The sequence below is a fragment of the Phycisphaerales bacterium genome (assembly GCA_040221175.1).
Lineage (GTDB): Bacteria > Planctomycetota > Phycisphaerae > Phycisphaerales > UBA1924 > JAHCJI01.
In genome coordinates this window covers 493830-508675 of record JAVJVK010000004.1, presented here as the reverse complement: position 1 = coordinate 508675, position 14846 = coordinate 493830, and the positions used below count along the sequence as shown (strand labels likewise).

The 14846-nt window shown below is 66.4% G+C and carries 14 protein-coding genes; 6 read left to right on the top strand and 8 right to left on the bottom strand.

The window, feature by feature from the left end:
* Nucleotides 1–484 precede the first annotated feature (484 nt).
* From RIE32_04420 to RIE32_04410, 3 genes are all read left to right on the top strand, one after another.
* A complete protein-coding gene (locus tag RIE32_04420; protein MEQ9095486.1) occupies nucleotides 485–1348 on the top strand; it encodes a FliA/WhiG family RNA polymerase sigma factor in 864 nt (287 codons plus the stop codon).
* Nucleotides 1349–1425: 77 nt separating this feature from the next.
* Nucleotides 1426–1974 carry a 2-amino-4-hydroxy-6-hydroxymethyldihydropteridine diphosphokinase gene (folK, locus tag RIE32_04415; protein ID MEQ9095485.1) on the top strand — a complete coding sequence of 183 codons (549 nt, stop codon included), beginning with the start codon at nucleotides 1426–1428 and terminating at the stop codon, nucleotides 1972–1974.
* Nucleotides 1971–3155 (top strand): hypothetical protein, encoded by a 1185-nt coding sequence (locus tag RIE32_04410; GenBank protein MEQ9095484.1) that lies wholly within the window; start codon nucleotides 1971–1973, stop codon nucleotides 3153–3155. Before folK ends, RIE32_04410 begins: the two co-directional genes overlap by 4 nt.
* 105 nt (nucleotides 3156–3260) lie before the next feature.
* On the opposite strand, the gene RIE32_04405 is transcribed toward RIE32_04410, so the two are convergent.
* The 3 genes from RIE32_04405 to purM all read right to left on the bottom strand — a co-directional run bounded on the left by RIE32_04405 (nucleotide 3261) and on the right by purM (nucleotide 6130).
* On the bottom strand, nucleotides 3261–3539 hold the full coding sequence (locus RIE32_04405; protein ID MEQ9095483.1) for a hypothetical protein: 279 nt from the start codon (nucleotides 3537–3539) through the stop codon (nucleotides 3261–3263).
* 94 nt (nucleotides 3540–3633) lie between these two features.
* Complete coding sequence (locus tag RIE32_04400; GenBank protein MEQ9095482.1) at nucleotides 3634–4548, bottom strand: prepilin-type N-terminal cleavage/methylation domain-containing protein; 915 nt, start codon at nucleotides 4546–4548, stop codon at nucleotides 3634–3636.
* A gap of 400 nt (nucleotides 4549–4948) precedes the next feature.
* Nucleotides 4949–6130: a phosphoribosylformylglycinamidine cyclo-ligase gene (gene purM / locus RIE32_04395; GenBank protein ID MEQ9095481.1), complete on the bottom strand. Its 1182-nt coding sequence runs from the start codon at nucleotides 6128–6130 to the stop codon at nucleotides 4949–4951.
* Between the two features lie 195 nt (nucleotides 6131–6325).
* On the opposite strand from purM, the gene metK reads away from it, so the two are divergent.
* Nucleotides 6326–7516: a methionine adenosyltransferase gene (gene metK / locus RIE32_04390; protein MEQ9095480.1), complete on the top strand. Its 1191-nt coding sequence runs from the start codon at nucleotides 6326–6328 to the stop codon at nucleotides 7514–7516.
* A 100-nt stretch (nucleotides 7517–7616) separates the two neighbouring features.
* Here metK and RIE32_04385 read toward each other — a convergent pair whose 3' ends face one another.
* Genes RIE32_04385 through mscL form a run of 4 tightly spaced genes read right to left on the bottom strand, consistent with a single transcriptional unit; the run spans nucleotide 7617 to nucleotide 10329 of the window.
* Nucleotides 7617–8306: a nicotinate-nicotinamide nucleotide adenylyltransferase gene (locus RIE32_04385; GenBank protein MEQ9095479.1), complete on the bottom strand. Its 690-nt coding sequence runs from the start codon at nucleotides 8304–8306 to the stop codon at nucleotides 7617–7619.
* 33 nt (nucleotides 8307–8339) lie between these two features.
* Nucleotides 8340–8690, bottom strand: a complete 351-nt coding sequence (locus RIE32_04380; protein ID MEQ9095478.1) for a hypothetical protein — start codon at nucleotides 8688–8690, stop codon at nucleotides 8340–8342.
* A 42-nt stretch (nucleotides 8691–8732) separates the two neighbouring features.
* Nucleotides 8733–9836, bottom strand: a complete 1104-nt coding sequence (locus RIE32_04375; protein ID MEQ9095477.1) for a PCRF domain-containing protein — start codon at nucleotides 9834–9836, stop codon at nucleotides 8733–8735.
* Nucleotides 9837–9864: 28 nt separating this feature from the next.
* A complete protein-coding gene (gene mscL / locus RIE32_04370; GenBank protein ID MEQ9095476.1) occupies nucleotides 9865–10329 on the bottom strand; it encodes a large conductance mechanosensitive channel protein MscL in 465 nt (154 codons plus the stop codon).
* Between the two features lie 79 nt (nucleotides 10330–10408).
* On the opposite strand from mscL, the gene RIE32_04365 reads away from it, so the two are divergent.
* Nucleotides 10409–11749: a M24 family metallopeptidase gene (locus RIE32_04365; protein MEQ9095475.1), complete on the top strand. Its 1341-nt coding sequence runs from the start codon at nucleotides 10409–10411 to the stop codon at nucleotides 11747–11749.
* On the opposite strand, the gene RIE32_04360 is transcribed toward RIE32_04365, so the two are convergent.
* Nucleotides 11746–13053 carry a hypothetical protein gene (locus RIE32_04360; protein ID MEQ9095474.1) on the bottom strand — a complete coding sequence of 436 codons (1308 nt, stop codon included), beginning with the start codon at nucleotides 13051–13053 and terminating at the stop codon, nucleotides 11746–11748. The genes RIE32_04365 and RIE32_04360 overlap by 4 nt on opposite strands.
* 83 nt (nucleotides 13054–13136) lie before the next feature.
* Between RIE32_04360 and RIE32_04355 the strand changes: the two genes are divergently transcribed.
* Nucleotides 13137–14825 (top strand): DUF1338 family protein, encoded by a 1689-nt coding sequence (locus RIE32_04355; protein ID MEQ9095473.1) that lies wholly within the window; start codon nucleotides 13137–13139, stop codon nucleotides 14823–14825.
* The last annotated feature ends 21 nt before the right edge of the window (nucleotides 14826–14846 follow it).

Below are 14846 nucleotides of genomic sequence, written 5' to 3'. Positions count from 1 at the left end.
CTTTCTTGGTGCGCAAATCGGCTTGAGTCGCCATGGCTCTTGGCCGATGGAGGTGGCACATGCCGCCGTCAGGATCGATCCATCCCTTGCCATCGCGCGTGTGCGGCCCGCTTTGCGGTCTGTGCGGGTTCTCGGTGGCGATGCTTTCGGGCCTCTGGTCGTCGGGCGACGCGTCGAGCGTGCTGCTTCGGGCGATCGTGTCGTGCCTTGGCTGTTATGGGCTTGGCCTGGCGGTTGGCTACGTATTCGAGTTGGTTGCACTTCGTGTGGTGGAACGCGAGCGGGTGCTTCGGGGTGTCGCGGAGCCTGGCCCCGATAGCGCAAAACAGAAAACATCTTCGTAGATTGTTGAAACGCTGGCGTTCGACCGTGGTATTCTGTATACTCAAAGGCGCGTGACCACGGATGGCACGCGCGACCACAGCCTGAAGACCGGTCTTCCCGGGGTATCGGGCTCGATGGAACAGGGGTCAGGGAGCCGACCATGCCCACAGCTCTCAAGTCGTCCAAATCGTCATCGTTCCGCTCGGCACGCGTCCGCCCGTCGATCGATACCGCCGAGGTTCCGGTTGATTCGGTCTATGCGGAGATGGACATCCGCGAGGTGTGGAAGCTGTACGCTTCCGAGCCGAGCGACGAGATCCGCAATTTCCTGTGGGAGAAGTATCTCCCCATCGTGCGGTACAACGCCGAGCGCATCCACGCGCGTCTTCCCGACGAGGTGGACGTGGATGACCTGGTTCAGGCCGGCATGTTCGGGCTGATGGGCGCCATCTCGGCGTTCCAGCTCGAGAAGAACGTGAAGTTCGAGACGTACTGCGCCCGACGGGTGCAGGGCGCCATCCTCGACGAACTGCGTGCGATGGACTGGGTGCCCAGGCTCGTTCGCAGTCGGTCAGCCAAGGTCGACGGCGTGCGGCGCTCCATCGAAATGGAGACCGGCCAGCCGGCGTCGGACGATCAGGTGGCCCAGCGCCTTGGCGTGGGCAAGGAAGAGTTCGACAAGATCCGCCGCGACAGCCGGGCGGTCTCGACCATGTCGATGACTCGCAAGGCCAGCGACAGCAGCGGCGGGGAGACGCGCGACCTGGAGGTCATGCGCGACGGCGCCGACAACCCGGTCCGCACCATGCAGCGCAAGGACCTGCGCGACATGCTGACCAAGGGGCTCAGCCGGGCCGAACGCCTCATCGTCATCCTCTACTACTACGAGAGCATGACGATGAAGGAGATCGGCGCGACCCTGGCGCTCTCCGAGAGCCGCGTGAGCCAGATGCACAGCGCGATCCTCGAGCGGCTGAAGGCCCAGATGCAGCATCGCACCCGCGAGCTGGAGCCCATGGAGTAGCCGGGCCGGCTCGATCGCCCAGGAAATAGACCGATGCGACCGCTTGCCCCTCGTGCCAGCGGTCGCTTTCATTTGGCGTGGACAACCCTGCCGACGACGCCTGGTACCTCGAAGCACGACCGCCGCTGCCCGAAAGCCGCAAGGCCTACGTAGCGCTGGGGAGCAATCTGAACGACCCGGCGGGCAACGTCATCCGGGCGGCCAGCGAGCTGGGGTCGATCGCCGGCGTGCGGGTCATCGCGACCAGCCGCCTCTACACCACCGCGCCAGTAGGGGTGGAGGACCAGCCCGACTTTGTCAATGCCGTGGCGATGCTGGAGGTCGAGTGCACCGCGCGGGAACTGCTGGACGCACTGCTGACCATCGAGAAGCGGTACGGACGAGATCGTGCCAGCGAGCAGCGGTGGGGGCCGCGGACGCTCGACTTGGACCTGCTGTTGTTCTGCGAGCAGTCGATCGACGAGCCGGGGCTGACGGTGCCGCATCCCCGGATGGCCGAGCGTCTGTTCGTGCTCGAGCCGCTGGCCGACCTGGCGCCGGCGGTGATTCCGCCGGGATGGACCATGAGCGTCGGGCGGCTGGCGGCCACGCTGCGCGCGGCGGCGAACGAAGAGGCCCGGACGTGATTCGTTCGGCGTGCGTTGCGTGCCTGCTCTGCGTGTCGATTGCGTGTGCGCAGGAAGAAGAACCGCTGGATGCCGTGACCGCGGCGTATCGCCAGGGGTCAGTGGCTGATCGGCTCGAGATCGAGATTCCTCGCGAGGGTGCGCCGCCAGCGCGGAGTGCCATGACCGTCGCGTTGCGCACGGGCGCATCCCCGGTGGTGTCGCTTGCGCTGGGCCGGGGCTATCCACTGCGCGTGGTGGCCGAGCCGGGGCGGTTGATCGCGTGGCGTGCGGGTGATCGCGAGCGGGTGTTCGTGGCGCCGCTGCCCGAGCCGTTTGGACGCGGAGCGATCGAGGCCGTGCTGCCGCCGCTGCTGGCGCCACAGATCGATCTGGCGTTTGCCGATGAGCCCGGCTCGTTGCTCGCGTTCCTGCCGCCGCTTTCGTGGTCGCTGGTGGCCTCGGGCGAGCGGGATCGCTATGCCGGCGTATCGATGGATGCGTCGCTCGAGCTGACGGCTGGCGGCGATGGCCGGCTGGTGGCGATGGAGGCCCGGCGGGACGGCCGCGTCGTGGCGCGGGCGGCCATCGACGCGGTCGAGGTCGATCCGGCGTGGTTCGAGCCGCCATCGCTGGAGGGCGAGATCGTGGCGACGCTGTCCGAGCTGGGCGAAACGCCCGGCCCGGTGCGCGCGGGCGAGCGGATGGGCGACGTCATCGGCTTCGATGCGCGCGGGCGTGTGACGACGCTGCGGGGTGTGGCGGGCGAGGGCGGCCGCGTGGTGATGCTGGCGGTCGTGGCCCGCTTGCCCGAAGAGCGTTCCCGGCTGGCGGGCGAACTGGCCGAGGCACAGCTTGCGTCGCTGGCGTTGATGCTCGATGCCCGCGTGGTGGTGCTGGCCGTGGGGGAAGCGTCGACGGCTCGCCTGTTCGAGCGGGTGATGCGGACGACCCGTGCCGATGCCGACCGCGTGGGCGCCATCGCGGTGGAGCGCGCCCCGGCCTGGCTGGGCGAGGTGGGCGAGGGCGTGGCGTTGTCGGTCGATGGTGACGCGTGGATGCTGCTGGAACGGCATCGCATCGCGTCGACGGATGCGGACGAAACGGATGTCGCCGCGCCGTTGGAGAGCAGCACCGCGCCCAGGACGCTGGCCGAACGTCTGGCGGAGGCGGTGGGGGCGGCGATGCGGTCGGATCGGTGACCGAGCTCACGCATTCTGAGTAGATCGCTGCATCGACCTGATTCGAAAGGCGCATTGCAAAAGGGGCCGCGTGGGCCCCTTTGAGATGCGTGTTGGCAAGTCGCGTCAGCCGTCGGCGCCCGGCGCCATGCGAGAGCTCCCTGACGGCGGGGGCGGCGGCCGATCAACGTCGCCCGTGTCATCCGTCGTTGCAGCGGCCTGCGGGATTCTCGGGTTCGAAGAGATTGGACGGCTGCTGGGCCACAGTTGCCAGATCAGCACGCCGAACCCAACGACCACGATCACGGCGTAGAGCGCCAGCTTGCCGATCGCCTTGTCTCCGCCGCCGAGTTTCTCGGTCAGTGGCTGGAGCTTGTACTTGAGTTCCTCGAGGAAGTCAGACATGGATCTCGATACCTCTTGTGGATTGGAACATCGCGGATAAAGAAAGAGCCACGCGGGGCGCGGCTCTTTCATCGTCAGGTGGCCCGGTCAGGAATCACCGAGGCTCGAAGATGAACGTGTAGTCGTTGGTCCGCAGGTTGGCGTCGGGATCGGTCGGGTCCTTGGGCTCGATGTAGATGTACTCGGCGTGGCCGTCGTAAAAGGCCATCACGCTCTTGTTGATCTCGTTGAACTCGCCCAGCCAATCGCGGCCCTGGTCATCGTTGGCGACGACGTCCGCGGTCTGGTCGTGGATCCAGACCATCTTGGAGGCATCGAAGAACTCGGCCTGGCGGAATCGCTTCATGCCTTCCTGCCAGCGGGCGCTGCCCTTGGGGAAGCTGGAGGGCGTCCAGGCGGAGTACTGCCGCATGTCGCCGGCGTCCCACCACCGCATGTTGACGTGGTAGCTGGTGCCGACGTCGTCATAGCTGCCCAGCTCGTTGTTGGGCTCGGGCCAGGTGCGCTGGTGGGTCTTCTTGTCGCCCGGCGAGCGGAAGGCGGGCATCTCCAGGACTTCGCGCTGGGCGTCGTCGGGACGGCCTTCTTCGAATCGGCTGGGGTCGGGGTTGTAGCCGTTGGGTTCGGGCAGGGTGAGGTCGGGATAGACGTACGGGTTCAGGGGCTTGGTGTACGCGGGCTCATCGAAGACGCCACCGCTACGGGTGCGCCAGTACTGCGACGCATCCTTGCCTCCGTAGCTCCAGGTGCACCAGCCGCCAATGCCGCCGTTGCGCCAGGACATCTTCATCGGGATGTCGTCGTTGAAGTCGGCCTTGTAATTAAAGAAGGCAACCTGCAGCTGTCGCACGTTGCTCAGCGAGACGGCCTGGTAGCCCAGCAGCCGCGCCTGGCCCAGTGCCGGCAGCAGGATGCCGATGAGCAGGGCGATGATGGCGATGACGACCAGGAGCTCGATGAGGGTGAAGGCCCTCGCGCCCTGATCACGTCCGAGTCGTTGCACTCGCATGGAACTGTCCCCGTCGCTGTGGTGTGGGCGGGTCGCCTTGAACGGTCTTTGGAGCCGCCGGCCGGCTGCCCCGATCCAGAACGGGAGAGCAGCCGAGGGAACGCCGGCGGTCATATCAACCTGTGCGGAACCCGAACACGCCGTCTGTCGCATGTACCTCGTGGGCTTGAGCGACGCCTCGCTGACAGAGGGCGGCACGCGCCGCGACCTCCCCTATGTGGTCCAGTATACCAGAACCACACGGAATCACAACACGATTCGCGGGTGGATTGGGATTGGGTGCACTTGGGATTGTCCCTGATTTCCCTTGAAGATTGGGTGAGAAATCGGGGTGTCCCTGATAAATGCGGGGTGGGGGGAACAGCCCAGGCGTGCGCCAGGGTTGTGTTGGGGCGCGTGCTTATGAGCGGAAGACGACGCGGCCCTGGCCCTTGCGGATCACGCCGATGCGGCTGACCGACTCGCCGGATCTGGCAAGCTTGTCGGCCACGGCGTCGGCGAAGGCGGGGCGGACCACGACGCAGTAGCCGATGCCCATGTTGAAGACCTTGTCCATCTCGGGGCCGCGGATGTTGCCGTGCTTCTTGAGGAAGGTGAAGACGGGCGGCACGGTCCATGCCTTGCGATCGAGCACGGCGTCGACGTTGGGGTTGAGGCTGCGTTCGAGGTTGCCAGCAAGGCCGCCGCCGGTGATGTGGGCCATCCCGCTGACGACACGCTTGACCTTGTAGCCGCGCAGAAGCTTGGTGATGCTTGGGGCGTAGATGCGTGTGGGGGTGAGCAGGACCTGGCCCAGGGTCTTGTCGGGGTCGAGCTCTGGGTAGGTCTTGTCCAGGTCGAGCCTGGCGTGCTCGACGACGCGGCGGACCAAACTGAAACCATTCGAGTGGACGCCGCTGGAGGCCAGGCCCAGGACGACGTCGCCGGGCTCGACCTTCATGGAGCTTGTGGCCTTGCGGAGCTCGACGACGCCCACGGCGAAGCCGGCCATGTCGAACTCGCCCTCGGGGTAGATGCCCGGCAGCTCGGCGGTCTCGCCGCCCAAGAGGCTGCAGCCGGCGATCTTGCAGCCCTCGGCGACGCCCTTGACCAGGTCGACGAGCATGAGGTGCTCGACCCTGGGGATGGCCAGGTAGTCGAGGAAGAAGAGCGGCTCGGCGGCCTCGACGATGAGGTCGTTGACGCACATGGCCACGAGGTCCTGGCCGACGGTGTCGAAGGTGTTGGTGTCTCGCGCGAGCTTGAGCTTGGTGCCCACGCCGTCCGTGGCGGCGACGAGGACGGGCTCCTTGTAGTTCCGCTTGAAGAGCTTCTCGTTGAAGTCCAGGCGGAAGAGGCCGGCGAATCCGCCGTCGTTGCTCAGCACGCGCGGGCCGTGGGTCCGGCGCATGAGGCCCAGGATGGCTTCGACGAAGCGGTCGCCGGCGTCGATATCGACGCCCGACTGGGCGTAGGTGAGGCTCTGCTTTCCAGTGGGCTTGCCGCTCTGCTTGCCGGCGGCGCCGTTCGGGGATGTTTTGGGCTTGGTGCTGGTCCTGGAGCGTTTGCTGGGGGGCTTCGTCTTGCCGGCGGGGGTGGCCATGGGCAAGCGTAGGACGGCGTGCAGGGGTTCTGGCTGGGTTCGGTGGCAGGACATCCGGTTTTTGGCCGCTAGACTGATTCTGTCGCTGATCGTCCGCTGTCGGTGCGTCTTCGGGGCGTGTTGGCGGCGGTCGCCCGAATTCGCAGGCTCGCCACTGACGGCTCAACAGGCTTACCGCCGGGAGACCGAACCTCCATGTCCCAGAATCGCACGTCGCTCTTCACGTCCGAATCCGTTTCGATGGGCCACCCGGACAAGATCGCTGATCAGATTTCGGATGCCATCCTTGACGTGATGCTGAAGGACGATCCGCACTCGCGTGTGGCGGTGGAAACGATGGTTGCCACCGGGCTCGTGGTGGTGTCCGGCGAAGTGACCACGAGCACGTACGTCGACATCCAGGACATCGTGCGCGACACGATCCGTGATATCGGGTACGACGACGCGGAGATGCGGTTTGACTGCGACTCGTGCGCGGTGCTGGTGGCGCTGAACAAGCAGAGCCCCGATATTGCCCAGGGCGTGGACCGCGAGGGCGCGGGCGACCAGGGGTTGATGTTCGGCTTTGCCTGCAACGAGACCGAGGCGCTGATGCCCCTGCCCATCCAGCTTGCCCACCGCTTGGTGGAGCAGCAGGCGCACGTGCGGCGCGAGGGCATCATCCCGGGCCTGCGTCCGGACGCCAAGAGCCAGGTGACCATCGAGTACGAGGGGCTCAAGCCCGTGCGCGTGGACACGGTGCTGATGAGCACGCAGCATGACAAGAGCTGGAACGGCAAGCAGCAGGAGCTGCGCAAGCAGGTGATCGAGCACATCTTCAAGCCCGTGCTGGGCGAGTGGTGGAACTCGGGCATCACCATCCACGTGAACCCGACGGGCCAGTTCGAGATCGGCGGTCCGCATGGCGACGCCGGGCTGACGGGCCGGAAGATCATCGTGGACACGTACGGCGGTCGCGGTCGGCACGGCGGCGGGGCGTTCAGCGGGAAGGACCCGACCAAGGTCGATCGCTCGGCGGCGTACATGGCGCGATACATCGCCAAGAACGTGGTGGCGGCCGAACTGGCCGACGTGTGCGAGGTGCAGTTGAGCTACGCCATCGGCGTGGTGGAGCCCACGAGCGTGCATGTGGATTGCTTCGGCACCGAGAAGGCCGACCTGGATCAGATCGAGAAGGCCATCCGCAAGGTGTTCCCGCTGACGCCGCGGGGCATCATCGACACGCTGCAACTCCGCAAGCCGATCTACCGGCTGACGGCCAGGCATGGACACTTCGGGCGCAAGCCGTTCGAGCGTGAGGGCCGGACGTACTTCACCTGGGAGAAGACCGACAAGGTGGAGGAGTTGAAGGCGGCCGTTGGCGGCGCGGTGGCGGCGGGAGCCTGATCTCAAACGCTGTGAGCAACGAGGCCCGGGCACGCGCCCGGGTCTTTTCATGCGCGGATGGAGGTTCGGGACAGAGCCCGGACCTGCGCCGGGTCCCTGTTCATGCGTGGAGGTTGTAGAGATTGTGTTCTTGTGCGTAGCGGAGGACGTCGGGGTGCAGCGGCGTATCGAAGGGCGCGCCTTGGGCAGCGCGAACGTCGGTCGATGCGGCGCGGAGCAGGTCTGCATCGACGAACGAACTGACCCAGCGGTCCAGTTCCTGCTCGTTCCAGAAGCCGGTGGCATCGAGCGTGGTGCGAAGATCGTCGGCGGTTGCGATGGGATGCCGGGGCAGCACGAGCGGGCGGGCCAGCGCGATCATCTCGCGTGGCTGGCGCCAGCGGTGGAAGCTGGCGGCCTGGTCGGCGCCGATGATGAACCAGAGGGTTCGATCGGGCAGGACGGCGGTGGCGCGCTGCAGCGTTCGAGACCAGTAGCTCGGCTCGCCGCGGGTGGCTCGGTCGAGTTCGTCGGTCCAGATCGTGCAGCGGTCGAGTTCGGCGATTGCAAGGCGCAGCATGTCCAGCCGCTGGGCGTCGCTGGCGGTGGGAGCGTGTTCTTTGTGTGGCGAGCGTGCCGCGGGTACGAAGACCAGGCATGCGGCGGCGCCTTCGCGTCGTTCGAGTTCCTGGCGGCCGAGATCGGCCAGCGTGACGTGGGCGACGTGGGGAGGGTCGAACGTCCCGCCGAAGAGCGCGACGTGCGGGCAGTCATCGGGAATCTGGAGCGGTGTTGGCGCCACATGCGTCACGAATGACGATAGCGCCGGCGACGCCCAGGCCGTTCAGTTGAGGCCGTCGTCGGGGACGACCATGAGCGGGCCGAGGGACTCGCCGCGCTCGTTGGCCCACAACTCGTAGGGCGCCAGTAGCGGGAATCGCTCGGCCAGTGTCTCGAGGGGCAGTCGTTCGGCGACGACGACGCCCTGGTGGTCGACCACGGTGTATCGCGGGCCATCTTCGGTGACCTCGATGCGCACGCCGTAGTCGCGACCCTCGAGGGTGCCCAGGTCGATCGCCGGGCGGTGAGGCTCGGTCGTACTGGTTGCCTGGCCCCGGCGAGGTTCGATCGAGACGAACAGCACCAGGGCGCCGGCGGCGGCCATCAGGATCGGTAGTGCGTGCTTGCGTCCCATACCCATGGCATCGGCGGAGCGGGCGGCGGGCTTGAGGGAAACTTAGAGGTCGGCCAGCCGCTGGGCGGTTCGTTGCTCGATCAGGGCGGTCATGAGGGGTCCGAGATCGCCTTCGAACAGCGTCTGGCGGAGCTGGAACTTGGTGTCCAGGCGCTGGTCGGCCACGATGCCGTCCTGGTAGCGGTAGACGCGGACCTTTTCGGACCTTTCGCCGGTGCCGATCTGGCCCTTGCGGGCGGCGGAGCGTTCGGCCTCGGCCTCGCGGAGCTGTCGTTCGTAGAGGCGGGCCATGAGCAGGCGGCGGGCCTTCTCGCGGTTCTGGTGCTGGCTCTTGCTCTCCTGCATGCGGACCTCGATGCCGGTGGGGTTGTGCACGAGGTGGACGGCAGTGGCGACCTTGTTGACGTTCTGCCCGCCGGGGCCTTGGGAGGTGGTGACGTGCTCGGTAACGTCGTTTGCCCAGTCGATCTTGACCTCGACGGCCTTGGGCTCGGGCAGCACGGCGACGGTGGCGGTAGAGGTGTGCACGCGGCCCTGGGACTCGGTGGCGGGCACGCGTTTGACCGAGTGGACGCCGGCCTCGAAACTGAGCTCGGCCCAAACGCCCTCGCCCTTGACGCTTGCGGTAGCCGAGCGAACCCCGCCGTGGCTCTCGCCGCCGGAGAAGTCGAGGGTTTCGAAGGACCAGCCCTTCTGGCCTGCGTACTTCTGGTACATTTCCAGGAGGTCCTTGGCCCAGATCTGGGCCTCGTCGCCGCCGGTGCCGGCGCGGAGTTCGAGGATGACCGAGCCGACGAGGTTGTCGTCGCTTGAGACCAGGGCGGCCTTGACGGCCTCGATCTCTTCGGCGGCCCTGGCTTCGAGCGTGGGCAGTTCGGCCCTGGCCATCTCGACCAGTTCGGCGTCTTCGCCCGAGTCGATGGCATGGCGGAGTTCGGCCGCCTCGGCCAGCAGGTGCGTGTATCGGTGGTAGCCTTCGACCACTGGGGCCAGGGCCGAGCGACGGATGGAGAGATCGCGGACCTTCTCGTGGTCTGCGAGCACGTCGGGGTCTTCGAGTTGGCGTCCGGCTGCGCGATACTGCTCGCTCAGTGCTTCGAGCTTGGCGCGGACGGCGGGTGCGAGGGAGTCGGCGGCAGTGGTCACGGGGGATTGTTGGCGGGGGGCGGGGCGATCACTCGACCCGCCTGCCACGAAGTTCGTCGCGGATTTCGGTCAGGAGCTGGACTTCGGCCGGGGGCACCGGCGGGGCGGCCGCCTCGGCCTTCTTTTCCTGCTCGAAGTGGCGGCGGGCGGTATTCATGGCCTTGACGATGAGAAAGACGGCGAAAGCCATAATGATGAAGTTGAGCAAGACGGTGATGAAGTTGCCGTAGGCGAAGACCGGGCCGAGTTGGCGAGCCTCGACGAGCGGCAGCGGCACAGCGGCGTCGGCGTTGGCCTGGCGGACCTTCTCGGTGAGCCCGATGTAGTAGTTCGAGAAGTCGGCCTTGCCTGGGATGGAGACGATGGGCATGATGAGGTCGTCCACGATCGAGCGGACGAGGATGCCGAAGGCGCCGCCGATGATGATGCCCACGGCCATGTCCATCATGTTGCCCTTGACGGCGAACTCTCGGAATTCCTTGATCAGGCCCATGGCGACCTCCTTTTGGGCGTCGAGTGCGTGCTTGAGAGCATAGCGAAACCCGGATGCCGGTCGCGATACACTGGCGTATATGAAGAACGACTCAGCCGTTGCCGATCATTTGCTCGCCCGTCGCCGCCGTACGCATGCCGCCCTTCGTGAGCGGGCGCAGGAGGTCAGTGTTGGGGCCTTGCCCGTTGTCTTGCTGGGGGCTGGTGAGATGATCCCGGTGCCGGGGCAGCATGACCGGGTGTATCCGTTCATGGCCCACAGTGACTACTACTACCTGACCGAGCAGCAGTGTCCGGGCGGGGTGTTGGCGGTGGACCTCGAGGAAGACGGCGACTGCTGGTGGGCGTTCGCGCCCGAGGTGACGCAGGCACACCGGACGTGGGAGGGCGACGTGACGTGGGAGGGGGTGCCGCTGGCCGAGTTGGGGCCGTGGCTTGCGCAACGGCGCGGGCGTGCGGTGGCGATGCTGGGCTGCCCGGTTGGTGGGTATGGCGGCGGCGTGGATCAAGAGCTGAGCGCGGAGCTGGCTGAGGCATTCCTTCACTCGCGACGGGTGCTGGATGATGTCGAGATCGGACTGATGCGCAAGGCCTGCGCGGCGACGGCGGCGGGGCACGCGTACGCCCACCGCGTCTTGACCAGCGGCGAGGCGGCGGGCATGACTGAACGGCAGTTGCAGGTCGAGATCGAGGCGGAGTTCTTCCGCAACGGGGGCGACGGCACACCGTATGACACGATCGTCGGCAGCGGGCCCAACGCGGCCGTGCTGCACTTTGCGCCCGGAGAGCGCGTGATCAGCAAGGGCGAGTGTGTGCTGGTCGATGCGGGCGCGGCCCACAAGCGCTACGCGGGCGACGTGACCCGTGCGTGGCCGGTGGGCGAGCCGACGCAGACACAGAAGGACGTGATCAACATCGTGACCGAGGCCGAGGAGGTGGGGCTGGCGATGTGCGTGCCGGGCACCGAATGGCACGAGGTGCACCGGCGGTGCAGCGAGGTGGTGCTGGAGGGGCTCATCGGGCTGGGGGCGATCAAGGGTGACGCGGCTGAGTTGGTCGATCGCGGCGTGGCGGGGTTGTTCTTCCCGCATGGCGTGGGCCACATGATCGGCCTGGGCGTGCGCGGCGCCGGCGGACGGCTGCCCGGGCGGGCGCCGCGGAAGGGGCCGGGCGGCGTGGGGGTTCGCGTCGACATCCCGCTGGAGGCCGGGCACGGGTTCACCGTTGAGCCCGGGCTGTACTTCATCCCCGGCCTGATCGACGTGGCCGAGACGCGGGAGAAGTTTGGCGACGCGGTGCAGTGGGGCGTGGTCGATTCGCTGCGGAAAGAGATCCAGGGGGTGCGGATCGAGGATGATGTGATCGTTCGCGAGGGTGAGTGTGAGGTTCTCACTGACGCGATCGCGAAGCGGCTCGATTAGCGTGGACGACGCAAGAAGACCACGAAGTCGGTGCCGGGGCCGTTCACCGCATTGAGCGCGGCCTCGGGATTCATGGGCTGGTGGCCGCCGTTGTCTTCGGCGTCCAAGCCGACGGCGTAGAGCGTGTAGCCCTGCGGGCTCTCTTCGTCGACGCGATACACCCAGGGCTCACCGGTCATGGGGTCGTCTGGGATCGCTTTGAGGTAGTCGGGCACGAGTGCGTCGAGCGAGTCTGGCAGGCTGCCTTGCTCCGGGCGGAAGGTCTCGATCGCGAGCGCGAGATGGAAGCCGGGGTGGATGTGATCCGCGTATGTGGCCGTCTCCAGGAAGCCGTAATAGCTGGGCGCTCGCTCTTTGATGAGCTCCGATCGCTTCCAGTCATCTGATTGCCAATCCCTGAGAGTCTTGGATGCCTTCAGTCGCTCGTCCAACGGAGTATTCCATGACTCGAGCGTCTTGGCTTCCGCTTCGGCGAGCGACTGGTCGTCGCGGCCGGAGTTCTTGGATCGGTCGAGGATCTCCATGCGGAGCATCGCGCGTTCGCCTTCGAGCAATTGGTCGAGGGTGGCGAAATCGTGGGGGATCGTGGCGTCGAGGAGCGCCCTGGCCATCTCGGCGTCGATCCTGCCGCTCGTCAGGGCGTCCAGGATGACGCTCTCGACGCTTGACCTCGTTCCGCCAGCGGCGAGCAGGTCCATTTTCGAGTACCCAGGCTTGCCGATGACGTTGGCGAGTTTCTGGGCTCGTGAAAAGGCTTCGGCCGCGGCCTGGGGATCGTCGTTGAGGATGGCGTCGCGGAGTTGGAGCCGGTCGACGAACGAGAGGCGGCGAAGTTTCAGTCCGCTGACGCCACTGGGATCGAGTCGTGGCTCGAGACCGGCTGCGGATGCGAGCCGGTCCATGCTGTCGGTCACCCGTGACGCCTTGGTGGCGGCCACGGCCTCATCGAACTCCTGGCGAGCCTGCGGATCGGCATCCAACTTGGCGAAGTCCGAATAGACCGGCCAGAACTCTTGAACACTGCCGGGCGAGTACAACGCGGCCAGATCGGACTCGTAGACCCGATAAAACTCGGCGAGGGCGGCCTCGGCACGGGCCGCATTCTGCTCGGTGACGCCGGCTTCACGTAATGCTTTCTCCCTGACCTGCTGGGCGTAGTCGGCTTGGGGGAGGGGAGGAACGCTAGGGCGCAGGAAGAGGAACGCGCCAGCGGCGGCTGCGGCCAGAATGGCCGCGACGATAATCACGACTGCGATGGCTGCGGAGCCGGTACGGCGCGGATGCGTGTTTCGGTTCGGACGCATTGGGTTCTCCCTTTGAGTCGGGACGATAGGTGGCCGTGCGTAGGATTGTGTTTGGTCCCGACCGCCTTTCAACGGAGCGTGAGATGTCGTCCACCTTCGCCGACCGGATCGAGATGCAGAACCACCTCTTCGCCGAGCTCTCGGCGATGTTCGGGGCCGAGGTGCCGTTGTATGACAAGGCGCTGGCGGTCAACGCAGTGTGCAATCGGGCGGTGTGCGATGTGCTGGCTGCGCGGCACCCGGGGTTTGCGGTCAGCGATGAGGAGATCGAGCGGACCAGTGGTGAGCGACACGGGGCGATCCGGATCGGTCGGCCCGACGAGTACCGATTGATTGCGCGGTTCTTCGGGTGCTTCGGCATGGAACCGCACAACTTCTATGACATGACGGCGATCGGGGCCAAGAGCCAGCCTGTGATCGCGACGGCGTTCCGCTCGCCGCACAAGCCCGAGCATCGCGTGTTTACGTCGCTGCTGATGACCGACTACTTCGACGAGGCCACGAAGAAACGAATCGAGGAAGCGCTCGCGGATCGACAGGTGTTCTCGGATCGTGCGATTGCGCTCATCGACAAGTGCGAGGGCGAGGGCGGGCTGAGCTGGGATGATGCGAACGAGCTAATCGCCGAAGCGACGGGACGGATCTTCAAGTGGACGGGGCGCGCCCGCGACCACCAACTCTACAAAGACCTTTGCGAGGGTGGGTTCAAGATCGCCGCGGACATCGCGTGCTTCGAGCGGCATCACCTGAACCACCTGACGCCCAACACGCTCTGCATGGACGTGTACACGGCGGCGATGAAGTTCTGCATGGGCCAGAGCGATCGGGCGACATACGAGAAGCGTGCGACGCGGGCGCTCGAGCGGATGATGCTGATGAGCGGGCCGGACTGGCTGACGCTGCACTTCAAGCACCTGGGTGCCGAGCGCATCGCAGGTGCGGGCGAAGCCGACGTCGATTCGGCGAAGCTGGCGACGTTCGTGCGGGCGCTGGCGGATCGCCTGGAGCAGGACGACCTGGACCTGACGAAGTTGCCGCACTCGGGGTTCAAGGACTTCACCGAGGGGCCATCGGCCGACACGCCCGTGCTGCTGCGTCAGGACGCATACAAGGCGTTGACAGAGCCGGTGGTGTTCGTGGAGGCGGATGGCTCAGAGGTCGAGTCGTCGCACACCGCCCGGTTCGGCGAGATCGAGCAGCGCTTCTATGCGACGACGCTGGCGGGGCGGGCGATGTACGACCAGTGCCTGGCGGCGTTCGAGGAAGCACGTGCGAACGAGCCCGGACTTGCCGAGCGCGATGAAGAGGCGTTTCTGCGCATGCAACGGGACGCGTTTGCGAGCTTCCCAGATTCACTGGAGGAGTTGCTCGAGAAAGGGCTTGTGTACGCCGAGTATGCACCGACGGACGCGGGGCGCGCGGCGGCGGGGTCGATCGACACCACGGACATGGCCGAGCTGGTGCGGCGTGGATATGCAACGCGCGAGGGGCTGCGGTACGAGGACTTTCTGCCGGTCAGCGCGGCGGGCATCTTTGCGAGCAACCTGAGCCAGTACGGCACGGCATCGACCGCGGCGAACCGGCCCGAGTACTCACGCGAGCAACTCGAGGAGATCATGGGCAAGCGGTTGATCGATACCGATGCGGCATATGCGGCAGTGGATGCCGGTTCACGTCTTGGCGTGTATGAAGCGTTGGGGCTGTTGGACAGGGTGACCAAGCCCGAGCGCGAGCGGCTGGAACGCGCCACGCGGGTGCAGCGCGTGGTCTGAAGCCATTGTCTTCTGAAGTAA

Coding starts and splice junctions, on each gene's coding strand:
- RIE32_04360 (MEQ9095474.1), bottom strand. CDS start 13,053: ATGCGTCCGAACCGAAACACGCATCCGCGCCGTACCGGCTCCGCAGCC.
- metK (MEQ9095480.1), top strand. CDS start 6,326: ATGTCCCAGAATCGCACGTCGCTCTTCACGTCCGAATCCGTTTCGATG.
- purM (MEQ9095481.1), bottom strand. CDS start 6,130: ATGGCCACCCCCGCCGGCAAGACGAAGCCCCCCAGCAAACGCTCCAGG.
- RIE32_04355 (MEQ9095473.1), top strand. CDS start 13,137: ATGTCGTCCACCTTCGCCGACCGGATCGAGATGCAGAACCACCTCTTC.
- RIE32_04380 (MEQ9095478.1), bottom strand. CDS start 8,690: ATGGGACGCAAGCACGCACTACCGATCCTGATGGCCGCCGCCGGCGCC.
- mscL (MEQ9095476.1), bottom strand. CDS start 10,329: ATGGGCCTGATCAAGGAATTCCGAGAGTTCGCCGTCAAGGGCAACATG.
- RIE32_04405 (MEQ9095483.1), bottom strand. CDS start 3,539: ATGTCTGACTTCCTCGAGGAACTCAAGTACAAGCTCCAGCCACTGACC.
- RIE32_04365 (MEQ9095475.1), top strand. CDS start 10,409: ATGAAGAACGACTCAGCCGTTGCCGATCATTTGCTCGCCCGTCGCCGC.
- RIE32_04400 (MEQ9095482.1), bottom strand. CDS start 4,548: ATGCGAGTGCAACGACTCGGACGTGATCAGGGCGCGAGGGCCTTCACC.
- RIE32_04420 (MEQ9095486.1), top strand. CDS start 485: ATGCCCACAGCTCTCAAGTCGTCCAAATCGTCATCGTTCCGCTCGGCA.